Origin of the sequence: Phytoactinopolyspora halotolerans (genome assembly GCF_010550675.1) — a bacterium.
GTDB lineage: Bacteria > Actinomycetota > Actinomycetes > Jiangellales > Jiangellaceae > Phytoactinopolyspora > Phytoactinopolyspora halotolerans.
The window spans coordinates 1-22,794 of the sequence record NZ_JAAGOA010000004.1; the positions used below are offsets into that span (position 1 = coordinate 1).

Genomic DNA, 22,794 nt, shown 5'->3' on the forward strand with positions numbered 1-22,794 from the left:
CCAGCCGGGTGAACAACTCCGCCTGCCGAGCCGCCACCGCATGCACCCGCCGGATCGCCACCGCCAGATCATCGTCGTTCAACCCCGCCGCATCCACCTCACGGCCCTGGGCGAACCCGGCATCCAAGATGTCGAGCACCTCGAACACCGGATGCCCACCACCACCGCCACCGCGCTCGCCGGCCAGGTCCGCATCCTCGGCATCGCCGTGATCGCCCTGGCCGGAACCGCCGTGGTCGGCGCCGTGCTCATCCCAGGCGTCGCCGCGGTCACCCTGGCCGCGGCCGCCCCGGCCACGGTCGCCCCGGCCACGGTCGCCCCGGCCACGGTCGCTCTGGCCGGAGGTTTCCGCGGCCGTGCCCGCGAACCCGTCGGCGCTCCCGGATGCGCGCGAGGCGGATCTGGCTCCGGCGGCCTCGCCGGAGCCATCGGGGCTGCTGTAGTGACTGGAGTCGAACATGCGTACCAGTGTAGGCGATCTTCCCGCCGACATCTACAGGCATTCGTACGCTGAGAGCAGAAAACGTACACAGGAACAGGAGTATGTAGCTTATTGAGCTCAAGTAAGAGGTGAGTGCACTCCCGTGCGTGGTGTACTTAGGTGTCAGGCGTTCTGAGGTAGTGGGCGGCCAGATGCGTGTTCCACCCCACACCGAAATAGTTGCGCTATGCACATATCTGGGTGTTAACTGAGGAACGTGCAATCACAGAAGCCTGATACCGACGGCTTCCTCTCGCACAGACAGATCCTGATCGTCCTCGCCGGGCTGATGGCCGGGATGTTTCTCGCCGCGCTCGACCAGAGCATCGTCGGGGTGGCGCTGCCGCGGATCGTCAGCGAGCTGGGTGGGCTGAATCATCTCTCCTGGGTGGTCACGGTATATCTGCTGACCACCACCGCGTCGACCCCGCTGTGGGGAAAGATCTCCGACCTCTACGGACGGCGTCCAACCTTCCAGGCCGCGATCGTCACGTTCGTCGCCGGATCAACGATCGCTGCACTCGCGGACAGCATGGGTGTGCTAATCGCGGGACGCGCCGTGCAAGGTCTGGGTGGCGGCGGTCTGATGGCCCTGGCCCTCGCGATCGTCGGCGACGTGATCCCGCCCCGTGAGCGCGGCCGTTACCAGGGCTATTTCGGCGTGGTGTTCGGCTCGGCCAGTGTGGCGGGGCCCTTGCTGGGCGGCTGGTTCACCGACGGACCGGGCTGGCGCTGGATCTTCTGGATCAACCTTCCGATCGGTGTGGCGGCACTGGTGGTCACGTCGCTGGCGCTGAAGATGCCCAAGGTCAGACGTGACCACACGATCGACTACCTCGGAGCTGCCCTGGTGGTGGCCTCGGTCAGCTGCATCCTGCTGTACACCGCGTGGGCCGGCGGCGAATACGGCTGGAGCGACCCGTATTCGCTGGGATTGCTGATCGGCGGGGTGCTCATCGCTGCCGTGTTCATCTGGTGGGAGTCCCGGGCGGCCGAGCCGATCATGCCGTTGCGCCTGTTCCGGAACCGGGTATTCACCCCGGCTGTGCTGTTCACCGTCATCATGGGTGTCGCGATGTTCGGTGGGCTGATCTACATGCCGATCTACATGCAGGTCGTGCAGGGAATGTCGCCGACGGAGTCCGGCCTCGCCTTGCTGCCCGCGATGGTCGGCATCTTCACCAGCTCGATCGGTTCCGGCCAGTTGATGACCCGCACCGGTCGGTACAAGGCGTATCCGATCCTCGGCGCCTCGATCACTGCCGTGTCGATGCTGCTGCTGTCCACGTTGGGGACCGACACCCCGTACTGGCAGGTCGCGCTGTACGTCTTTGTCTTCGGTTTCGGACTCGGCTTCACGCTGCAGGTCCTGGTCACGATCGTGCAGAATTCCGTCGCACGCTCTGACATGGGTGTCGGTACGTCCAGCGTGGCGTTCTTCCGCTCGATGGGTGGGGCCTTCGGTACGGCCATTTTCGGAGCGGTGCTCAATGCCCGGCTCTCGCACTACTTGCGCGACGCCCCAGGGCAGTTGCCCACCGGGGTCGACGAGGCGAACGTGGCGAACAATGTGCAGGCGATTCAGGAGTTGCCGGACGGCCCGCGCGAGGCGATGACGACGGCCTGGGTACAGGCACTGAACGACGTGTTTCTCACCGCCTTGCCGTTCCTGGCGGTGGCGTTCATTGCGGCGCTGCTGATCCCGGAGATCCCGCTCGGCACCCGGAAGGCGGAAACGGCGGCGGACGAGCCCACGACGGTGACGCGGTAATGCGCGCCTCAGCCGGCTACCAGCAAGGCCAGTAGCGCCAGGAACTGGCTCGCGGCCTGCACGACGACGAACCTGCGCAACGCCGGCCGCAGTGCGACGTATTCGACGGCGGCGTCCCACGGCGCCAAAGCGGCGAATGCCGCCAGCACGTGCGACGCGTGGAAACCCAACACCGCGGGGAGGATCCAGGCGGACAGGTCGGCTCCGGAGAAGACGACGACGCCGGCAGCCAGCGCCAGAAACGCAGTCGGCGCGTGCGAGTCGGGCCGCATCGCCGCGTATGCCGCGGATGCGAGCAAGACGGCGACCATGAACAGGTGCAGTCCCGCCCAGGCGGCGATGGATCCGACCACGATCAGACAGCTCAGCGCGAGCCAGCCGCGCAGTTGCCAGGACGGCAGTGTACGGCTGAGCTGACCCGGTGCCGGACCGGCCCCGGCAGCCCTGGTGGCCCCGGCAATCCCGGTCTGTGTAGCGGACTCGTTCTGCGGGGTGGGTCCGGCCTGGGTGGCGGGTCCGGCCCGTGTGGTGCGCTGCGGCCGGACCTGGGGTCGTGGTGTGTCCGCCGAGCCTGCCGGAGGTGTCGGATCTGTCGTCATCGGTGGCGGCTCCGGCGTGGGGCTCGGGCCAGGCGGGCGAGTCTGAGAGCCAACTGGGCTGGGTCGGCTCCGGTGACCGCGACGCCGTTCCCGAGCAACGCGGCCATACGTTCCGCACGCTCTGCCATGACGACCCGCACAGCCAGCGACATCGCCCGGTTCCTCGGTTCCAGCCGCAACGGGTCCGGAAGCACGTCCACCGCCAGCACGGGATGCCCGGCCCGGCGCCACCCGACCGCGAGCTCAACCATGCTTTCGTCCAGGAAGACCGACGTCACAACGATGATCGCTCCCGGCGGGAACCCTGGGACACGCCGGGCGAGCCGCGTCGTGTCGGCAGCGCCCGGCCGTCGCGTGTGCCGGGCGAGATGGCTGCGGATCCGGATGAGCTGGCGGCTTCCGCTGGCCGGTCGGACCATGCCGGACGGCATGGAGAGATCGAGCATGCCGACCCGATCCCCATGGGAGAGGTAGGTGGCCGCGATCGAGGAGACGGTGTCGACGGCGATGTCGATGCTGGTACGCCCGACCGAGTCGCCTTCGCCGTCGGGGACGACGTCGGCCACGGCCGACCAGGTGGTCACGTCCGCTGCCAGGTCATAGCGGTTGTCCAGGCAGCACATGACGTCGGCGTCGGCGTCCACCAGGGTCCGCCGCGTGAACAGCTGCTCGTCCGGTCCGGACTGCCGGGACGTCACGCGCCAGTCGACTCTGCGCAGCCGGTCTCCGGGAACGAACGGTGTGATGTCGTGCAGGTCGGTGCCCTCGCCGGCTCGCCGGGTGCGGTGCGCACCGACCATGCCGGCCGGCCGGGGCGGCAACGGTCCCGAGGGCAGCCGCGCGGTGACCGCCGGCAGCACCTGCGCGGTGAACGGCGCCGCCTCCACTGGGCCGACGACCCAGAGTCCGTCCGGGCCCGCCACGAGATGATGTGGACGGACGAGCTCGTGCGTACCCCAGGTGGTGATCGCCATCTCGGTCACGATGTGCCGGTTGTCGTCCGCGGTGGGCGCCTGGACCAGCACCCGTTCCCCGTCACCGTCCTGGATCTCCGGCGGCAGCAGCACGGTCACGATCTCGGCGTCCGACGGGGTGATGGTGGTGGCGAGTTTGGCGGCCCGGCCCGCGTCTAGCCGTCTCGGTCCGTTGACCTCGACCGACGGCGGCGCGTGCCGGATGGGTGCGGCACCGAACGCCTGCGCGAGCGGGCTGAACCGGCCGCGCGCGAGCAACACGCCGAGCAGCAGCGGAGCCCCGAGGAGCAGGAGTTCGACGCGGCCGAAGGCGAGCGCCGTGCAGCCCAGGACGACGGGCAACCCCACCGCTCGCGCGTAGGCCGGGGTGGGCCGCCAGACCTTGCGCCGGGTATAGATCATCGTGCCACCTCGCCTCGTCCGGCGACGCGAGCGGCCGTGCTGGTGACCGCGGAACCGGCGGGTCCGAGGTCGGAGCGCGCCGCGGCGTCGTCAAGGCGCTCGATCACGCCGATGATCACCTCGATGCTGCGCAGATCCGGATTGAACTCGTCGCTGCCGAGCGCGTCGTGGACGTCCTTTCCGAGCAGCTGGACGGCGCGGGGGTCGTCCCAGGCGAGTCCTAGCCTGCGCAGACGGGCGGTGGCCAGTCGACGCAGCCGGTACTGTAACGACGGGTCGGGGGTGCGTGCCCGGATCCGTTGCGAGATGCTCGACGTGAGGCGCGCCACCTGATGGGATCCTCCGCCGTGCAGCCGTGGGCCGCGCAGTGGCCACGGGAAGTACGAACCTTCCGGCCAGTAGCGTTTGGACCAGATCAGCGCGCCGGCGACAACGACGCCGATCAAGATCGGGCGCCAACCCTGCACACCGATGACGAACGCGAACAGTCCGCTTCCGATGCCGGCCAGCGGTGCACCGATGTACCACCGTCGCATCGCGCTCACCGTCCGCCGTCTCGGGTGCGGCTCGACGGCGCCGGCGGGGCGCCGCCGTCTCGGGTGTCCGGCCCGTCCTGTGCGTCTGGCGCGTCCTGCTGCACGGATTCCGCTGAAACGGGTGCCTGCAGCGTGCCCAGGATGACGTCGAGCGCGCGACGTGCCGCATCGACGTCGGCGGAGGTGATATCCGGATGGGGGGAGAACCGGGCACGGTGATAGAGCCGGCGCAGCTCGGCGGTGGCGTCCGGATCGGCGTGGTGCCGCTGGAGCAGATCCTCGGTGAACTCGCTCGGCGTCTGAGAGAGCCGGCGGGGAACCCCCGACGACGCCGCGGCGCCCTCCAGGGCCAGCCACGCCTCGATGATGGCATCGGTCCCGGTGGTCTCGATCGCTTCCAGGGCCGTGCCCGCGTTCTGCACCGCTGTGCGCAGCTCGTCGGTGCTGTCCACAGCCTCGTCGACGATGCCACCGGTGATCCGGCTGGTCCGGCGCCGACGGAGGTGCCACGGCAGTCGCCGGGCCACGATCACGGCGAGGACAACGAGCAGGCCGACCAACACAAGGAGTGCGATGTCCCACGGTATGTCCGGCGCCGCGTCGGTGCCGTCCTCCGGGTCCGTCAACAAGGTGGGCCGCTGCAGTGACTGGGTCGGTTCTGGGGGATACCGGGCCGAGGTGTCGCGCTCGCCGCTCCACTCCGGAGGATCGATGCTCAACCGTCCCAGCCCGATGATCGCGACGACGAGCAGAGCAAGGGCGCCGAATGCCGCCAGCGCAGGAAGGGCAGCGCTGAGCCGCTGCTGGCTTCCGGACTCGTCTCGGTCGTGGTCCGCCACCATCTCATCCTGACATAGCGTCACCTCGCGGCATCCGTGCTCCGAGGTGGGTCGTTGCCGGACATCGGATGGGCGATGCGTGCGCCCCGTGTACGTGGAGGAGGCTCTGACGACGTGACGTAGCGGTGAACGGCCGGGTGCGGGAGATACTGGCTATTCTCTTGGCACGGGTGGTTTCCACCGGACTGCATATCAGTGAATCAGGGTCGACTTGTCCCGGACGTGGCATTCGCGGGGATGAAGTCACGATTACGCTGTGCCGGATATCCGATGCGGAGGAAGAGTCCGTGTCCACGGGCGATATCCGTGTTCGGGACGAGTGTATGGGCATGGATTATCCATCTATTCGCCACGTCGGGCCCGCCAGGTCTCGCGCACGGCCGCGGAGGACCGCTGCCCGTTGATGAAACCGTCGTGCGGCAGCAAGGTGTCCCGACCGCGAGTGGTGTCCGATGAATGCCGTGCGCTGGTCGTGGCGGAGTGATGCAAGGTCTTGACCCGCGCCCCCTTGACTCCGACTTGCCCATGATCTATCGTCGTGAAACACCAAATTCAAATCGGTTAATCAGCCTTCGAAGGAGGCGCGGCGGAGTTCGGCGTGTGTGACAATGCGAAAGTCATGCACGCCATCGTTCGTTTTGCTGGCGGGATTCCGTTCACCTCGCATGGGCGTGGCCCGCACATATGAAATATGCGGCAATCACGTACCAGTGTGTGTCGACAATCGCCCAACTCATTCATGTCGTGCAGAATACGACGCTCTCGTCTGCGGAATCGTCCGCTCGTTCGGTATGGGTATGACGACTTCACTCTCCCTGTGACGCCCGCGGGAGAACATGTCTCGCATCCAGTTCACGACGCGAGCACTACCTGACGAGTACACCTGAGGAGTACACCGAACCGCCATGCTGGCGAGGCTTGTCTGGGCGTAGAGGGACACTCACGACGAACCACATCTGCCGCGCGGCCCGATCAGTCTGCCTGCAGCGAGTGGAAGCGGCGTGGACGCGTTCCGTGCGGGCCGCGCTCCGAGCGGGAGTGGTTCGTTCCGATACGAAGGCGGAGGCGGGACATGGGGTCGATATCGGTCGACCGGCTGACCGTTGCCTATGGCAATGCGGTGCCGGTGCTTCGAGACGTCAGTGTGGATGTGCCGGAAGGCCGGATTCTCGCGGTCACCGGTTGGTCCGGTGCAGGAAAGACGACACTGCTGCGAGCCATGGCGGGGTTGTTGCCACCACGCGAAGGAACGGTGACGGTGGACGGCGCTCCGGCGTGGCCGCGGCAAAGGCGACCTGGTCGAAGTGTGGTGATCATCCCCCAGGACAACGGACTGCTCACCGCGTTGACCGCGGTGGAGAATATCGAAGCGGTTCTGATCGCGAACCAGATCCGGCCGGGCGAGGCACGCCGGCTCGCCTTGCACTGGCTCGAACGACTGGGCCTCTCCGCGCAGCGGGATCAGGTCGTGGAAGAGCTCTCCGGCGGTCAACAGCAGCGCACCGCCATCGCCCGCGGCCTGGCGCTGCAGGGCAGCGTTGTCCTGGCCGACGAGGTGCTGAGCGAACTGGATGCCGCGTCCCGTGGGATGGTGCTCGAGACTTTCCGCGAAGAGGCGAACCGCGGGGCAGCGGTGATACTGGCCACCCACGACGCGGAGGCAGCGGCGTTCTGTGATGCGGAGCTCCAATTGACCGGTGGAACCGCACGACCGCGGCGATCATCCACGCGGTTGATCGGAATGGAGATGGTGTCGTGATGTCCGGCGGCGCCCGGCCTGCCCGGCAGCGGCATGTGTAGGACAGCCGTCCATGTGGGATGTCATCCGCAGCGCGCTTGTAGCGCGGCGCGGCCAGGCCCTGATCCTGCTGGCGATCGCGTGGCTGGCGGGAACGGCGCTGGCGGCCGCTCCGTGGTACGCCGTCAGCGCGCGGCAACAGGTGGGTGTGGCGACGGCGGAGCGTGCGGCCGCGCCCGAGCGCCTGGTCTCGGCGGCGTGGCGGCCGGATTCGTCGCACCAGGTCCCGGATGCGCCGGTGGAGGCGATCCGAGACCTGTTCACGCCCGCCGGGTTCACATCCGTCGTCGGTGCGAAGGCCGAGGCGGAACTGCTCCTCAGGCCCACGGAGGACGGATCGATCTCGATCACGGTGGCGTTCCGCGAAGGCGTGTGCGGTCGGCTAGTGCTGATCGGCGAGTGCGCATCGGCCCCGGATGAGGTGATGCTTCCGGCCGCGCTTGCCGACGAGGTCGATGTCGGATCAGGGGACGAGATCGCCATCGAGCACTTCGAGCGGGACGCTTCCGGAGTGCGACCGGTGGCGGTCCCCGTCACGGTCTCCGGGGTATACGCGACCGTGGATCCACGCGACCCGTACTGGGCCGATGCGGCCCTGCTCGGTGCCGGGGAGAACCGGGAACCGGACCGTGCGACGGTGTTCGTCGCCGCACCGGCGATGAGGGACTACCAGGACGTCACGTACACCCATGACCTCACGATCGATCCGTCGCTACTGGCGACCGCGGACGTCGACCGATTGAACTCTGATCTCGGCGCCGGTCTGGACGAACTGAGACGGCACGATTTCGAGGTCGGTGCGGCAGGTCTCTATGCGCTTCTCGAACGGGTTGATCGTGAGCGTCGGAACGTGGTCACCGGCGTGGGCGTGGGCGTGCTCCTCCTGGTGGGTCTGACCTGGTCCGCCCTCGTCGTCGTGGTACGGGAGGCCGCGTTGCAGACCCAGGCCGACGTGGGCTGGTGGCGGTTGCACGGGGCGCCCGCCGGGCGGGGATGGTTCGTGGTGCTGGTACAAGGCGTCGCGCCGCTCACGGCCGGTGCGGTCGCGGGGGTTCCGTGCGGCCTGATACTCGGGCGCGTGCTTGGCGGACGGATCGACGGGGACGACGGTCGGATGGCCACGCTACTGGCAATGGTGCTGGTGGGAGCCACCTTGGCCGGCGGGCTCTTCGCCATGGTCGCCGCACAATTGAGAACCTTGCGAATGCCGGTGCGAGACCTGTTGCATCAGGGAGCAGTCCGGCGCCGGAGGTGGCTCCGTTCGATGGCGGAGATCGTACTGATCGCGCTGGCCGCAGGGGCCGTCGGACAGGCAGTGACGGTAGGGAGCGATGCGCACGGCCTCGCTCTGCTTGCACCAGCGCTCACGTCGGCGGCGCTGGTGGTGATGGCGTCGTGGATCATTCCGCGGGTGTTGCGCTGGCTGACTTCGCGGGCGTTGCGCGGCGGCCGGCCTGCGCTTGCTCTCGTCGCCGCGAACCTGGCCCGACTTCCCGGCACCCGTCGCGTGTTCACACTGGCCGGAGTCGTGGTGGCCGTCCTCACCACCGCGCTCGTCGGGTACGACGTGAACGAGCGCACCGAGGCCGATCGTGCGGCTCTCGAAGCGGGCGCGGATCGGGTGGTCAGCGTGCTCGCCGACGACCCCGCACACCTGCTCTCCGCCGTGCGCATGGCCGACCCGGACGGAACGTCGGCCATGGCGGTGGTAGAACAGCCCACGACTGGTGACATGCCGCCGGTCCTCGCGGTGGACAGCACGCGCCTCGCGGTCGTCACCGGCTGGCGCGCCGAGTACGGCGGCGCCGTCGACGAGCTGGCGGCGGTGCTCCGCCCTCAGGAACCCGACGTGACCGTGCTCCGCACGGAACGGATCAGGGTCGACGCCGCCGGCCGCAGCCCGAGCCGGACGGCTCTCTACGCCTCGGTGACGTTGCGGGAGCAGGAGAGCGGGGAACCGGTTCAAGCGGTGTTCGGCCCATTGCGTCAGACGCCGGAAACCTACACTGCCGGGACTCCGGAGTGTGCGTCCGGGTGCCGCCTGGTCGGCGTGGAGGTGCTGGCCGATGACTCCGAACCGCCGCCGAGTGGTGCGTGGGTCGAGATCCACCGGGTTTCCGGCGGTGACCAGCAGCAGAGTTCTGCGTCGGCGTCGCCGACCGATCCGGCGCGCTGGCGCCCCGCCCTCGGCCCGCGAGACCTGGGCCCGCTGATCAGCGCTGCCGGCCCGGCATTGCGCCTGCGGATACCGGATGCCTCCAGTGCGGCATTGTCCCGGAACGACCAGGTCTTCGTCGCCGACGCCCCGGCGCCGCTGCCGGTTGTCACCGCGGGGTGGCACCCACCGTCGGTAGCGGAGCCGCGACTGGCTCCGTTGTCCGGGCCACCCGTGCCGGTACGGCCAGCGGCGACCGCCTCGCTGATTCCGCGGCTGGGCGAGACCGGAGCTGTGGTCGATCTGGAGTACGCGGAGCGGCAACAGCCCGCCACCGTGGGTCAAGGTGGCTTCCAGGTATGGGTGTCCTCATCGGCGCACCCGGCCATCCTGGAAGAGCTGGAGGCCGCGGGCCTGACCGTGCTCGAAGAGGAGACGCTCTCCGACCACTTGGGCCGATTGGCGGCGTCCGGGAGCGCGGTGGGCGCCCGCTTTGCTGTCGTGGTCGGAATCATCGGTGTGGTGCTGCTGGTGGGCGTGCTGCTGGCGTACGCGATCCGCGAGCGGCCGTTCCGACGCGCCGAGTGGGCCGCGCTACGCATCCAGGGTCTCAGCGTGAAGCAGCGACGCGTCGTCGAGCACGGCGGATTGTTCGCGGCCGTCGGCGCCGCGGTTGTCGTCGGCTCGGTGGCGGGCCTGGCGGCGGCCGCGGTAGGACAGCTGCTGCGGCCCGGGTTCGTGGACGGCTGGTCGGTGCTGTCGACGTCGCCCGTCCGCCCGATCCCGGCGCTCATTGTGGCGGCGACCGCGGCAGCCGTGCTGGGGGCCGCGGCGTGGTCGGTGGACGTCGCGCTGGTGCGTAGGACACGTGCCGGTTCGGTCGGCGGGCCCGCGTCGCCCGGTGCGGCGACACCGTGGGAGGCGGCGTGATCCCGATTGTCGTGGTGCAGATCGCCGCCCGGTGGGGACAAGCCGCGGCACTGTTGATCCTCTCCGCCGCAGCGACGGCGTCGGCGGTCGCGGTTCCGCTGTTCGCGGCCGCCGTCGACCAGGCGAGCACCGCAGCCGAGGTCGCCGAATCCCCCCGATCGGAGTTGCTGGTTTCCCTGCCCGCACTCCGAGCCGGGGCCGGGCAACCGGCAGGGGACGACGACGCCGTGCCGACCGGCCCAGCGGCCGAACCGGAAGACCTTGCCGCCATGGACCAGGCTCGCGCTGAACTGATGGCATTGGCGCCCGTGACGACGGTGGAGATCCGTGTACAGCGCTCGGCTTCGGAGGCGCCGGTGGTGCAGCGGCTGCTCGCGCGGGATGGGTTCTGCGTGCACACGGTGTTCGTCCAAGGCCGGTGCCCGGTCGGCAACCGGGAAGTGGCGGTGCCCGCTGGTCTGGTGGACGAGGCGGGCGTGGCCGCGGGCGACACGGTGTCGTTCGTGCCCGTCATTCAGAACGACTCCGGCGGCTGGGAGCCGGACGGGCCACCCGCATCGTTCGCTGTGGTGGGGGTGGTCGAGCCGGCGGACCCATCCGATCCGTACTGGTACCCGCAGGAGCCGTTCGGCGGCGAGGTGTACCCGGCCGCGTTTCTGACCAACCGGAACGCGTTGCAGACGTTGCCGCACGGACACTCTACGTATCACGTGGACGCGATTCTGCCGCCGGACGCGCTCACTCCGGACGCGGTGCCCGCATTGCGTGCGCAGCTCGCGGCCGCACAGCGACGATTGGCGGAAGTCCGGGGTGATACGGCCGAACTGTCTACCGGACTGCCGCAGCTGCTGGAGCGCGTGGCCACGCATCGCGACGACGCCCGCGCGTTGCTGCCGGTCGCAGCCACACCACTGGTGGTCGTGACGTACCTGGTGCTGTACCTCGCGGTCCGGCAAGGTCTCGCCGGCCGGCGTCCGGAGCTTGCGGCGGTGGCGCTCCGCAGCCCTCCACGCGGTATTCGAGCCGTCGTGTTCGCCGCGGAGAGTCTGCTCCCGATCGTGGCCGGCATCGCCGTGGGCGTGGTGGCCGCGCCGACGCTGATCGATCTGGTCTCGCCGGCCGGATCGGCACGCGCGGCGCTCGGTATCCAGGAGCTGATCACCGGCGGCGTGGCGGGCGTGGGCGCGTTGCTGGTGGTGCTGGTGGCTCTGCGTCGCGAGTTGTCCGCATCGGTGGTGCAGCTGTTACGCCGGCTTCCACGGTCTGGGCGGGCGGTGGTGGCGACCGGTGAGGCGCTTGTCGTCGGGCTCGCGGCGGCGGTGGCGGCCGATCTGGTGATGTCCGACGGCGAACTGACGGGTGTCATGGTCGCCGCCCCGGCGATCGTGATGCTCGCGACCGCGCTCCTGGTTACCCGTGCCGCCCGGGTCATCCTCCGGGCGGCCGGCCGCCGGGCCAAGCGGCGTGGACGACTCGGTCCGGGCGTGGCGGCGCTCTATCTGGTCCGCCGCCCGGGCACGATAGTGGTGATGGTGGTGCTGGCCGTTTCGGCCGGCACTCTAGGTTATGCCGCCGCGAGCGTGGACGTGGCGGCACAAGGCCGAGCGGACGAGGTGCGCCGGGAGCTGGGCAGCGCCCGGGTACTGGATATTGAGCGTGCCGGTCGGACCGAACTGCTCACCGCTGTGCGGGAGGCGGATCCGACCGGCAAGTACGCCATGGCGGCCGTTGTCGCACCGGCGGCTGCGGGTGATCCTCCCATGCTGGCGGTGGACAGTACCCGGCTGGGCGAGGTGGCCCTCTGGTCCGATGAGTACGGCGAACTCGACGCGGACGAGGTCGCGCGGCTTCTGCGGCCGCCGCCACCGCGAGAACCGCTGACCGTCCTGGACGGAGAACTGACCGCCGAGTTCACCCCCGGGCCGTACACCGACGACGGCGCAGTCACAGCCGCGCTGCTGCTGGTGCCGCCGGCCGGGGACGCCGTGGTGGCCGGGTTCGAGCCGATCACGGCCGGCCGGCAGCGTTACCAGGTCGCCGTGGACGGCTGCGCGGCGGGCTGCCGCCTGGGTGGGCTCGTCTTCATCCGGGTCGTGGCGGCGGACGTGGTACTGCACGACGTGACGCTGCACTCGCTGCATCAGGCCGGGCGGCCGGTCATCCCGGATGATCGCCTGGTAGCCGAGGCGTGGCATGGCTCCGAGGAGAGCGAGCAATTCACGCAGCCGGTCACCGCAGAGACAACGGCGGACGGGCTGCGGGTCAGCATCCGCGGCGAACAGCCCGAGGACGGATACGTGCTGCGCCCGCTTGACGTGCCGTATCCGCTGCCCGCGGTGGCAACCGCGGATATCGCCGACGCGGCGGGGGCCGCGGGCCGGGTCGGCTCGCTGGACGTCCGACCGGCCGCGGAGCCCGGTGCCGACGGCATGGTCGTTCCAGGGATCGATGGTCGTGCCGTCCGCATCGACGTGCGGTCGACGGTGGCCGCGTTACCCGGCATCGGTGTCCGGGGAACGTTGATCGATCTTGAGTACGCCATCCGAAGCGCATCCTGGCCCGGGCCGGCGACCGCACCGCAGGTATGGCTGACCGCCGATGCGCCGGCCGAGGTGCTCGACCGGCTGCGTGAGACGGGCCTCGCGATTGACGACGTACGCACGCTCGAGGGAGTGCGGTCCGTCGCGGAGTCCACCGGGTCCGCGCTGGCGTTGCGGTTCCACCTGCTCGCTACGGGCGTGGTCGTCCTGGTTGCCCTAGGTGCGCTGGCATCGGTGGTGGCCGTCGACCGTCGCACGTGGCGGCCGGGTCTGCGCTCGCTGCGCGTCCAGGGCGCCTCCCGCCGAACCGCGACCTCGATGGCGTGCTGGCTGTACGGCACCATCGTCGCGACCAGCGTCGTCGCTGGTCTGGTGGCCGCCGGAGTGGCGTGGCTCGTTACCGGGGCCCGGTTGCCGCTGGGCGTCGATGAGGCCTTGCTCGCGGCCTGGCCGGAATGGTATCGCGTGGCGGAGCCGCTCGCTTGGTTGACGTTGGTGCTCCTGGTCGCGGCGGCCACCGGAGCGTGGACCGTCGCGGGTGAGCGCCCACGGGGCCGGCCGGGCTCCCGCCGCGGCACCGAGGGCGAACTACAGGAGGTGGAATCCTGATGGGTCTGGCAGCTGTGTGTGCGCGCGTACTGCACGTCTACGAAATCGAAGGCTCCCGGGTCATGGCGCTCTCCGGCGTTGACCTGACGATCCACAGCGGCGAGATGGTTGCTCTGGTCGGCCCGTCCGGATCGGGCAAGTCGACGTTGATCGCCCTGCTGGCCGGCCTGATGCGGCCGTCTGCCGGCAGGATCACGGTCGGCGCGTACGACATCGGACGGCTCAGCGACGCCGAGTTGAGCCGGCTGCGCGGCACGGAGATCGGGGTGGTGCTGCAGGGCTCCGCCCGGAACCTGCTGCCGTACGTGAGCCTGTACCGCAACGTCTGGCTCGCGCAGCGGCGGGCGGCCGCTACTCAAGGGATCGAGCTGTACGACCCGGAGGAAATCCTCGACCTGGTGGGACTGCACGGTTTGGGCCGGGCCAAGCCCGGCCGGCTCACCGCAGGACAGCGGCAGCGCGCGGCGCTGGCGGTGGGAATCGCCGCCAGCCCAGGGCTCCTCCTCGTCGACGAGCCCACCAGTCAGCTCGACGCAGCGGGCCGGGCCGACGTGCTTGCCGCGCTCCGGGCGGTGAACACCAAACGGGACACGACGATCGTCGCGGTCACTCACGACGTGGACTTCGGCAGCGAGCTCGGGCGGGTCGTGACGATCCGTGACGGGCGGGTGGGGGCGGAGGGCCGCGATGGGCAAGACTTTGCCGTGCTCGCGGCCGACGGCACGGTGCAGCTGCCGCCGGAGGTGGTGGAAGGGCTGGGTCCTGGTGCCCTTTTCCTGGTCGATCATGACAAATTCACCGTCCGGCTGCGGCCGGAATCCGGCGAAGAACCGGATGATGACGACCAGGAGGAGAGTTAGTGTCGACGTATTCACCGTACAACTCTTCGCACGTCGGATATTCCGGAGTTCTCGCGTGCTCGCAATGCCGATATGCTTTCACGGCGCGACCGCCTCCGGGCACAGATCGGCGTGCGGCGAATAGATAACGGGCCGAGCGGGTATTCGCCGCGCGCGTGCCCGGTTCATTGACAGTTTCCGGCGGTCGAGGATGCGTATTGGAACAGGCGCCGTGGTATGGCGCAAAACGGCCGTCGGGTGCTGACTCAGAACTCTACAACTCCACTTGGAGTATGGCGAGAGGTGTCGGTAGCGTGTGCTTTCAGCTGCACTTCGTGAGCCTGTGTGGGTACGGGCTCTCCAATTGAGCAAGGGGGATCATGGCGTGGGCGGAGCCGATGGTCGTGCGGCAGCGGCGTGGAACGTGATCGATTCGGCGGATGAGGTGATAGCGGCTCGTCAACACGAGGTGCCGCTCAGCGCCCTGCTGCCGGCGGATTCTCCGCGGGTGAGCGGGGTGAACGAAGAACATGCGCGTGCGCTCGCGCAGACCGAGGACGCATTGCCGCCTATCGTGGTGCACGCGCCGTCGATGCGTGTGGTGGACGGCATGCACCGGCTGCGGGCCGCGCAGCTGAGGGGCGAGCACACGGTGCGAGTCCGGCTGTTCCACGGAGACGAGTCGGCCGCATTCGTCCTCGCCGTCCGCGCCAACATCGCACATGGGCTGCCGCTGTCACTCGCCGACCGGGAAGCCGCGGCCAGACGCATCGTGGAACTCTTCCCGGACTGGTCGAATCGAGCGATAGCCAAGGTGAGCGGGCTCTCCGACAAGACCGTGGGAAACCTGCGGGAGCGTTCATCTGCGGAAGATCCGCGGTTGAACAGACGTCGTGGCCGGGATGGGCGATCGCGTCCGGTCGACGCGTCCGAGGCGCGCCGGCTGGCTGGCGAACTGCTCGAACGCGACCCCGGTCGTTCGCTGCGGTCGGTGGCACACGCGGTGGGTCTCTCCCCGGCCACGGTGATCGATGTCCGGGACAAGCTGCGCCAGGGTGAGGATCCGGCCGCTGCCGGCCGGACGCGGGCCGTAGCACGTCCCCGGCCCCGCGCCGCGACGTCGGGCATGCGGACATCGGAGACCACCCGGTTGCATACATTGGAGAACCTGCGGCGGGACCCATCGCTGCGGATGAACGACGCCGGCCGTGATCTCCTGCGCTGGTTGGAGGTGCACGCGAAGTTGCCGGCCAAACACGAGACCCTGGTGCGGTCTGTGCCGCCGCATTGTGCTGAGACACTCTCCGTGCTCGCCCGGGACTGCTCGGCGTGGTGGAGCAGATTCGCGCAACAGTTGGAGCTCAACCGTCCCGACGGCTGACCGCGCAAGGCCTGCGGCGAAGGCATCGTTACCGGTCAACGTGGCATGAGTGGGTTCGTCGTCGGGTTCGTCATCGGATTCGGCCGTGGCAGCCGCCCACCGGAGGCCCGACGCAGAGCGGGATATGTGGTCAGCAGCCGACCTTCGCACCAGTGCTGGACCGTCGCGGTGTGGCCGGACGCCACCGGGATCAGGCGATTCAGCATGGAGCCGCAGCAGAAACGCTGGTATTCAGGGGAGAAGAAGGTGGCGGCGAGAGCCGCCATCGACGGATCGAGGGGCTTCCATCGGCCGTCCGCGTCCCGCGCCTCGACCCACTCGTGTGCCAGCCCGACCAGACCGCCCCAGAGGAAACCACAGCGGGTGCGTGCCGTGACACCACGGCTGTTGAGGTCCTCGGCGAGGACGGCGGAGAGACCTGTGCAGTTGCCGACCCGGCGAGCCCGGGTCGCGGCGGTGTCCGCGGCCAAGCCCGGGTGTGTGTAGTGGAACCGGTAGCTCGCCAGCGTATGGCGCCACGCGTGGAGGATCGGCTGGAGACGGATGCGGCTATGCATCCCCTGCCGACGCGTGGTCGCGGCCCAGCGGACGCGACCGGGCAGGTATGAGGGGTCGGACCAGCTGGTGCCGACCAGCCGGGGACGTCGCCAGTCGTGGCTGGTACACGCCGGCCCGCGTGGGCAGCCGGCCTCGAGAGCGAGCCGGTATTCCACCGCATCGAGCCAGTCCGTACTCGCCAGCAGGTGACCGAGGTATCTCAGCTCTCGTTCCGGTGTACTCCGGCCGGAGCCGGAATTCAGCCCGATGTTCCACACGTCGAATGCATCGAACCGTGTCCGATCTGCGCCGTAAACGTGGCCCAGGTCCCGGATATCCGCCGGGCTGCAGGAGAGAATCTCACGCGCCTTTTCCGGTCCGATGGGGCAGAAATACTCGCGTGGCGTTCTGACGACTCGGTCCAGGATCGGTGGCCAATTCATGCGGCAGAGCATATTGCCACCGAACAATCACGCCGAGATATTCAGAGTGTGTCAGGTGCAATTGAACCTCACCGTGCCTGGCGTTACGCTGACCGGGCACCTGGAATTCATCGTCGTCGATGAGAAGTTCCCTTGGCTCCATCGGGAGGTGTATGTGATGGCGGTTGAGTCTCTCGATCGTCGGATTTCGCGCTTTTCGATGGAACGGCCGCGTGTTCCCGCGGTGGTATGTGTCGACGCCCGCGGCGGCGAACGTCGCGTTCTGACCTGGAGTGAGCTCGATGCGCGTACACGATCCGGTACGGTGCGCCCGACGCGACCGCGTGGATCACGAACCGATATCGAGCGTGCGGCAGAAGGCCGCCCGGTCATGCCGGTGCAGGTGACGAACACCATCGACAGCGTGGTGCGGCTGCTCGGCGCGCTGCGAACAGGCTGTACCGTCGCGGTGATCGACGCGAACGCGCCGCAGCCGGAACTGGACCGCCAGATCGGCGCGATCGACGCTGCGTTCGACGAACTCGTCGGGCCGGCCGCCCCGGCAACGGCCAGCGTGGCGACGACCAGCCTGGCGACGACCAGCCTGGCCGGGAGATCCGGCGCCGGCCGGTGGATCTTGATGACCGGTGGGTCGACGGGACAACCCCGGCCCGTCGTGGGCCCGCGGAGCCTCGCCTGGGACACCAGTCGGGGTGTTCCGCTCCTGCTGCGGCTGACCGGATGGCGTCCCGGCCAGGTGCAGCTGGTGATGGGGCCGTTGCACCACGCGGCGCCGTTTACCTGCCTGCTGGATGCGATGCTGGGCGGCAACACCGTCGTGATACCGAGTGCGTTCACCCCGGAGCTCCTGTTTGATCTGGTGGACGAGTTCCGGGTGGAGTGGACGCAGCTGACCCCTGTGCACATGAGACTCGCCGAACCGCTACTCGGCGCGGATGCGTGCCGGTTGCGTAGCCTGCGTGCGGTGCTGCACACGGCGGCGCCATGCCCGGTTGGCACCAAGACGGCGTGGCTGGACGCGGTCGGCGCCCACCGGCTGTACGAGATGTATGCCGCCACTGAGGGTATCGGCACGACGTTGTGCCGTGGACCGGAGTGGCGTGAGCGCCCTGGGACGGTGGGGCGCGGCGTGATGACCCGTATCCGGATCCTCGATGAGCACCTCCGCGACGTCCCGGTAGGTGAGGTCGGCCAGGTGTATATGCGCGGCCCGGACCGGGCGGTGCCCGCGGCCTGGCCCGCCGGCCGCCCGTCGGCGGGTGCTGCCGTGACGCGGGGCTTTCGCACCGTCGGCGACCAGGGCCGGTTGGACCGGGACGGATACCTGTACCTGGCTGGGCGGAAGGACGACCTGGTCCTGGTCGGCGGGGAGAACGTCTACCTGGGCGAGGTCGAGGCGGCCCTGTTCACGCACGGCGGCGTCCGGGATGTGGTCGTGATTGCGGTGGCCGACCCGATGCTGGGCGCGTCGCTTCGGGCTTACGTGGTGCCGCGGGACGGAGCCCGGCTGGACGAGCGGTCGCTGCGGGCACACTGCCGTCGCCGTCTTCCGCCGTCGAAGACCCCGCAGGTCTTCGACGTTGTGGACCACGTTCCGCGCAATGCCGCGGGGAAGCTGCAGCGCTTCCGGCTGGGCGGCGTCGCATCTCAACGGTGTGGAGGGGCGGGAAGATGATCGACGGCACACAAGTGGTGGACGTGCTCGGCCGGCACCCGGACGTGCTCCGTGCCGTTGTCATTCAGACCGAGGTGCGTGGAGCGCCGGCCGTGCTCGCGCTGGTTGAGGTTCGCGGCTACGTCGGCGCGCCGCAGTTGCGCGAATACGCCTGGCGGGAACTGGGCCAGGACCATGCCCCGGACGGCGTGCTGGTGGTGGATCGCATACCTGATACGAACGGCGCGAGCATGGGCGACGGCGATCTCGCCGCCGTCCGGGAGGCGGTCCGTGACGGTGCCGGCGGTCTGCTGTACAGCCCGCCCGCCGACCCCCTGGAGGCCATCGTCGCGCAGGTGTGGGCGCGCGTGATGAAGCTGGAAAGGGTCGGGGTGGACGACGATTTCCTGGACGTCGGCGGCGACTCCGGCGTGGCCGTGCGGATCGTCACCGAACTGGAGCGACGGTTCGATGCCCTGATCGACATCCGGGATCTGGTGGAGCAGGGTACCGTGCGGCGGCTCGCCGCACTGCTGCGGGAACGCGGCGTGCGGGCCGGGTGACCGCGCGGGATTGGATTGCCGCGCACGGACGGACAGCCGCGCGGGGACGGACAGCTGTGTGGAACGGGTACCCGTGCGTGGAGAGGAGCCGCATACCGTGGATCCGATCGCATTACATGCTGGCGAGCAACCCGCGCTGGTGCTCGAGGATGGACGCACGTTAAGCCACCGTGAGCTGGTGCGCCTGGTGGACCGCGTAGGTCTCCTCCTCCCGGCGGAGCGGAAGTGCTTGGTGGCGCTGCTCGGCGATCGCGAGATGGGTACCGTGCTGGGATACCTTGCCGGGTTGCGGTGCGGACACGCGGTGGCCTGGTTCGGGGCGGCAGCGGACCGCGGGCGACGAGCGTCGCTGGTGAACAGGTATGCGCCGGAGGTCGTGATCGGCCCGGAACCGGACATCGCGGCCGTCGTCGCCGACGACTTCCCCGGCGCATACCGTCGGCTGGATGCCGGCATCGGTGTCGGCGCGGACCGCATCCGCATCGCCGTGGCTCACGACGTCACGGCTCACCCGGAGGTTGCGCCCGGAACCAGCCTGGTGTTGCTGACCTCAGGCTCGGAGAGCGGCGGACGCGCGGTACGCCTCTCGGCGAAGTCGATCGCGGCGAACTGCCGCGGCGTCCAAGAAGCGTTGCGGATCGATACGCGGTCACGAGCTGCTACTTCGCTGCCGCTGTTCTATACCTATGGGTTGTCCGTGCTGAACAGCCATCTCTCGGCCGGGGCGACGGTGCTGCTCACCGCCGCCCCGGCGACCGGGATCGGGTTCTGGAATCTGTTCGCGGCCGCGGGCTGTGACACATTCGCCGGCGTCCCCGCTCACTTCGACTGGTTCGCCAGGTCCCGGCTGCCGTGGGACGACGTTGCGTCGTTGCGTTCGATGACCGTCTCCGGCGGCCGCTTGCGCGCCGCACTGGCCCGGCGCTTCCATGCCCGGTGCAGCGAAACCGCACGTCGCTTCTACAAGATGTACGGCCAGACCGAGGCCACGGCCCGGATCACTGTGCTGCAGCCGGAGGACTTCGCCGCTCATGGTGATTCTGTCGGTCGCGTGCTGACCGGCGGTCGGGTGACGATCGAGCACACACAAGGAGAAGACGGGATGGGGCGGATCGTGTACCGCGGCCCGTGCGCGATGCAGGGGTATGCATCCGGCCGCGCCGACTTGGCCCTCGCCGATGAGATGCGGGGCACCGTCGATACCGGGGACCTGGGGGTTCTGCGCGAGGGCTTCCTCTACCTGGCCGGGCGCGCCGGACGTTTCGTCAAGCCAGGTGGGATCCGGGTCTCGCTGGATGCCGTCGAAGAGGCCTTCGCCGCGGTGACGCCCGCCGCGGCCGTGGGCACGGTGGACGAACGGGCGCACGTCTTCGTCGAGCCCGCGCCCACGGCGGAGATCGAGGCGGTGCGGCGAGGCCTGCTGAGCGAGCTGCGGCTGGCGCCGCGGGCCGTACGCGTGCACGTCATTCCGAACCTGCCGGTCCGGGGGAGCGGCAAACCCGACTACCGGCTGTTACGGAGCCGGGCGACGATGACCGAGAAGTGCTGGACCGAGGGGCGCTGAATGGCACACGCCGACGGTGATCGAGAGGCACTGCAGGAGATCTGGTGCGACCTGCTGGGAATCGAGGAGGTCCACGCCGGCGACGATTTCTTCGTGGCCGGCGGTGCGTCGCTGACGGCGCTCACACTCGTCTCCCGGATATGGGACCGCATAGGTGTCCAGATCGATCTGGAAGACGTGTACGAGAACGCGACATTCGATGCGCTGTGTCGGCGCGTAGCGGCCGGCCGGTCATGAACATTGACGCCTATGTCGCGATTCGGTTGAATGATCGCCATTCCGAGATTCTCTTTTCGGATTTCGAATGTGCAGCAAGGCCGTGTCGGTTGTGGGGGTCGACCGGGCGTATCTGTGGCAAAGCGCGTGTCGGTTTGGGGGCGGAATGCGCTGGGGCGGAGAAAAAGGGGTCGAGAGATGCCAGGCGAAGGTTTTTATATCGGGATATCCGAAGGTCCCGTCGATCCGGCGGCGGCCGTGGTGCGCGACGGCCACGTCGTCGCATATGCGGAGGAAGAACGGCTGGTACGGGTCAAGCACGCGTATGGGCGGTATCCGATCCGGGCGCTGCGATACTGCTTGGACTCGGCCGGGGTCACGCTGTGCGACGTAGCCGCCGTCGGCATCGGCTGGAATGTCGACGAATATACTGACGGTACGGTGGGCGAATTCTTCGCATACTTGGCGAGCATATGGCCCGTCGATCACGCGACCCAGCGCTGGCAGCGCGCCACAATGGAGCGGTTCACCCGGCGCGCGTTGGTCGCCCGGCACCATCGGCAATGGCGGCGGCATTTCGGCGATATAGCCATGCCGCCCATAACGTGGGCTCCGCACCATTTCACCCACGCCTTCCAGGCTTCGATGCAGGCACCGTTCGACCCGGCGCTGGTGCTGACCGTGGACGGTTCCGGCGACGTGCACACCACCGTGCTGTGGCTGCGTTCCGGCGCGAGGCTGGAGCGACTGCGAGAGATCCGCATGCCGCACTCCCTGGGCTGGTTCTACGCGGCGTTCACCGAGTACCTCGGCTTTGACGCCTACGACGGCGAATACCAGGTGATGGGGCTGGCCGCGCACGGCTCACCCGATGCTGCGCTGGCTGCCGCGGTCGGGAAGGTACTGCTTCCCGCCGAGGACGGCATCGAGTTCAGGCTGGACCCGTCGTACATCCACTACGGCACCCACTCCTGGTCCGGGCGCTTCACCGATGCCCTGGTCGATCTGCTCGGACGTCCGCCCAGGTCGCCCGGGGCGGAGGTGGACGGCTGGCACCGGGACCTGGCATTCAGCGTGCAGCGAGCCTTGGAGGAGGCGGCCTGCCGGTTGGTGCGCTGGGGGGTCGAGCGCACCGGCGTCCGCAGCCTCTGCATCGGAGGCGGCGTCGGGCTGAACGTCGCCATGAACGCCCGCCTGCTGGAGGACAGCGGGGTGGAACGTCTCTTCGCTCATCCGCTGTGCGCGGACAGCGGCGCCGCGGCAGGGGTGGCGCTGGCAGTCTGCGCACGAGAGACGGGCGCGGCGCCGGAGCCGCTGACCACGCTGGCGCTCGGGCCGGAATTCGGCGAACACGAGATCAAAGCGGTGCTGGACGGATGCCACCTTGATTACGACCGGCCCATCGATCTGGCGGAAGCGGTGGCACGGGACCTGGCCGCCGGGTGGATCGTCGGCTGTTTTCAGGGCCGTATGGAGGCGGGGCCGCGAGCTCTCGGTCAGCGCAGCATCCTCGCGGACCCCCGATCCGTGACGATCCGGGACCGGGTCAACGAGGCCGTCAAACAGCGCGAGGACTGGCGGCCGTTCGGCCCGGCGGTATTGGCCGAGGCCGAGCCGCGCTACTTCGGCCACGGCCACGACTCGCGGTTCATGACCCTTGCGCTCCGGGCGAACCAGCGGCTGGTGGACGAGGCGCCCGCGGTCGTGCACACCGACGGGACCGCACGAGCGCAGCTGGTGCACCGAGAATCCAGTCCGGAGCTGCATGCCGTGTTGACCGCGTTCGGACGGCTGACCGGTGTGCCGGTGCTGCTCAACACATCGTTCAACGTCAAGGGTGAGCCGATGGTCTGCACCCCGCAGGACGCGATCCGGACCTTCTTCGCCACCGGCCTGGATGCGCTCGCCATCGGACCGTACCTGGTCCGCAAGTCCGCACTGGCCGGTTGACGAGGTCTGGAGC

General features: G+C 69.0%; 16 protein-coding genes and 1 pseudogene. 11 read left to right on the top strand and 6 right to left on the bottom strand.

Annotated elements, in window-relative coordinates; translation table 11 throughout:
• Window positions 1–460: pseudogene (locus G1H10_RS06585) on the bottom strand (hypothetical protein); the annotation flags it as partial.
• Between the two features lie 238 nt (window positions 461–698).
• Between G1H10_RS06585 and G1H10_RS06590 the strand changes: the two are divergent.
• The gene (locus tag G1H10_RS06590; protein ID WP_216852969.1) at window positions 699–2,252 is read left to right on the top strand and encodes an MDR family MFS transporter; all 1,554 of its coding nucleotides are present in this window, start codon (window positions 699–701) and stop codon (window positions 2,250–2,252) included.
• 8 nt (window positions 2,253–2,260) lie between these two features.
• Here the strand turns inward: G1H10_RS06590 and G1H10_RS06595 are convergent, their stop codons facing one another.
• The 4 genes from G1H10_RS06595 to G1H10_RS06610 are packed head-to-tail and all read right to left on the bottom strand — an operon-like array spanning window position 2,261 to window position 5,602.
• On the bottom strand, window positions 2,261–2,851 hold the full coding sequence (locus G1H10_RS06595) for a hypothetical protein (RefSeq protein WP_163734537.1): 591 nt from the start codon (window positions 2,849–2,851) through the stop codon (window positions 2,261–2,263).
• Entirely contained in the window at window positions 2,848–4,227 is a 1,380-nt protein-coding gene (locus G1H10_RS06600; RefSeq protein ID WP_163734540.1) for a DUF58 domain-containing protein, read from the bottom strand. The genes G1H10_RS06595 and G1H10_RS06600 overlap by 4 nt, the downstream gene beginning before the upstream one ends.
• Window positions 4,224–4,763 (bottom strand): hypothetical protein, encoded by a 540-nt coding sequence (locus G1H10_RS06605; RefSeq protein ID WP_163734543.1) that lies wholly within the window; start codon window positions 4,761–4,763, stop codon window positions 4,224–4,226. The genes G1H10_RS06600 and G1H10_RS06605 overlap by 4 nt, the downstream gene beginning before the upstream one ends.
• A 5-nt stretch (window positions 4,764–4,768) precedes the next feature.
• Complete coding sequence (locus G1H10_RS06610; RefSeq protein ID WP_163734547.1) at window positions 4,769–5,602, bottom strand: DUF4129 domain-containing protein; 834 nt, start codon at window positions 5,600–5,602, stop codon at window positions 4,769–4,771.
• A gap of 1,072 nt (window positions 5,603–6,674) precedes the next feature.
• On the opposite strand from G1H10_RS06610, the gene G1H10_RS06615 reads away from it, so the two are divergent.
• The 5 genes from G1H10_RS06615 to G1H10_RS06635 all read left to right on the top strand — a co-directional run bounded on the left by G1H10_RS06615 (window position 6,675) and on the right by G1H10_RS06635 (window position 15,854).
• On the top strand, window positions 6,675–7,361 hold the full coding sequence (locus G1H10_RS06615; RefSeq protein ID WP_163734550.1) for an ABC transporter ATP-binding protein: 687 nt from the start codon (window positions 6,675–6,677) through the stop codon (window positions 7,359–7,361).
• A 52-nt stretch (window positions 7,362–7,413) separates the two neighbouring features.
• Entirely contained in the window at window positions 7,414–10,485 is a 3,072-nt protein-coding gene (locus G1H10_RS06620) for a hypothetical protein (RefSeq protein WP_163734553.1), read from the top strand.
• On the top strand, window positions 10,482–13,634 hold the full coding sequence (locus G1H10_RS06625; RefSeq protein ID WP_163734556.1) for a hypothetical protein: 3,153 nt from the start codon (window positions 10,482–10,484) through the stop codon (window positions 13,632–13,634). Before G1H10_RS06620 ends, G1H10_RS06625 begins: the two co-directional genes overlap by 4 nt.
• Complete coding sequence (locus tag G1H10_RS06630) at window positions 13,634–14,494, top strand: ABC transporter ATP-binding protein (protein ID WP_174264131.1); 861 nt, start codon at window positions 13,634–13,636, stop codon at window positions 14,492–14,494. The genes G1H10_RS06625 and G1H10_RS06630 overlap by 1 nt, the downstream gene beginning before the upstream one ends.
• A gap of 364 nt (window positions 14,495–14,858) precedes the next feature.
• Window positions 14,859–15,854 carry a ParB/RepB/Spo0J family partition protein gene (locus G1H10_RS06635; protein WP_216852970.1) on the top strand — a complete coding sequence of 332 codons (996 nt, stop codon included), beginning with the start codon at window positions 14,859–14,861 and terminating at the stop codon, window positions 15,852–15,854.
• Window positions 15,855–15,889: 35 nt separating this feature from the next.
• Here G1H10_RS06635 and G1H10_RS06640 read toward each other — a convergent pair whose 3' ends face one another.
• A complete protein-coding gene (locus G1H10_RS06640; RefSeq protein WP_163734559.1) occupies window positions 15,890–16,834 on the bottom strand; it encodes a transglutaminase-like domain-containing protein in 945 nt (314 codons plus the stop codon).
• A gap of 370 nt (window positions 16,835–17,204) precedes the next feature.
• Here G1H10_RS06640 and G1H10_RS06645 point away from each other — a divergent pair, with 370 nt between their 5' ends.
• From G1H10_RS06645 to G1H10_RS06665, 5 genes are all read left to right on the top strand, one after another.
• Window positions 17,205–18,509 carry a class I adenylate-forming enzyme family protein gene (locus tag G1H10_RS06645; protein ID WP_163734562.1) on the top strand — a complete coding sequence of 435 codons (1,305 nt, stop codon included), beginning with the start codon at window positions 17,205–17,207 and terminating at the stop codon, window positions 18,507–18,509.
• Complete coding sequence (locus G1H10_RS06650; protein ID WP_163734565.1) at window positions 18,506–19,051, top strand: phosphopantetheine-binding protein; 546 nt, start codon at window positions 18,506–18,508, stop codon at window positions 19,049–19,051. Before G1H10_RS06645 ends, G1H10_RS06650 begins: the two co-directional genes overlap by 4 nt.
• 97 nt (window positions 19,052–19,148) lie before the next feature.
• The gene (locus G1H10_RS06655) at window positions 19,149–20,615 is read left to right on the top strand and encodes an AMP-binding protein (RefSeq protein WP_163734568.1); all 1,467 of its coding nucleotides are present in this window, start codon (window positions 19,149–19,151) and stop codon (window positions 20,613–20,615) included.
• On the top strand, window positions 20,616–20,852 hold the full coding sequence (locus G1H10_RS06660; protein ID WP_163734571.1) for a phosphopantetheine-binding protein: 237 nt from the start codon (window positions 20,616–20,618) through the stop codon (window positions 20,850–20,852).
• 177 nt (window positions 20,853–21,029) lie between these two features.
• Window positions 21,030–22,781, top strand: coding sequence for a carbamoyltransferase family protein (locus G1H10_RS06665; RefSeq protein WP_163734573.1), 1,752 nt, complete (start codon window positions 21,030–21,032; stop codon window positions 22,779–22,781).
• Window positions 22,782–22,794: the final 13 nt, after the last annotated feature.

Coding starts and splice junctions, on each gene's coding strand:
- G1H10_RS06600 (WP_163734540.1), bottom strand. CDS start 4,227: ATGATCTATACCCGGCGCAAGGTCTGGCGGCCCACCCCGGCCTACGCG.
- G1H10_RS06640 (WP_163734559.1), bottom strand. CDS start 16,834: ATGAATTGGCCACCGATCCTGGACCGAGTCGTCAGAACGCCACGCGAG.
- G1H10_RS06615 (WP_163734550.1), top strand. CDS start 6,675: ATGGGGTCGATATCGGTCGACCGGCTGACCGTTGCCTATGGCAATGCG.
- G1H10_RS06620 (WP_163734553.1), top strand. CDS start 7,414: ATGTGGGATGTCATCCGCAGCGCGCTTGTAGCGCGGCGCGGCCAGGCC.
- G1H10_RS06630 (WP_174264131.1), top strand. CDS start 13,634: ATGGGTCTGGCAGCTGTGTGTGCGCGCGTACTGCACGTCTACGAAATC.
- G1H10_RS06660 (WP_163734571.1), top strand. CDS start 20,616: ATGGCACACGCCGACGGTGATCGAGAGGCACTGCAGGAGATCTGGTGC.
- G1H10_RS06650 (WP_163734565.1), top strand. CDS start 18,506: ATGATCGACGGCACACAAGTGGTGGACGTGCTCGGCCGGCACCCGGAC.
- G1H10_RS06595 (WP_163734537.1), bottom strand. CDS start 2,851: ATGACGACAGATCCGACACCTCCGGCAGGCTCGGCGGACACACCACGA.
- G1H10_RS06665 (WP_163734573.1), top strand. CDS start 21,030: ATGCCAGGCGAAGGTTTTTATATCGGGATATCCGAAGGTCCCGTCGAT.
- G1H10_RS06645 (WP_163734562.1), top strand. CDS start 17,205: ATGCCGGTGCAGGTGACGAACACCATCGACAGCGTGGTGCGGCTGCTC.
- G1H10_RS06605 (WP_163734543.1), bottom strand. CDS start 4,763: ATGCGACGGTGGTACATCGGTGCACCGCTGGCCGGCATCGGAAGCGGA.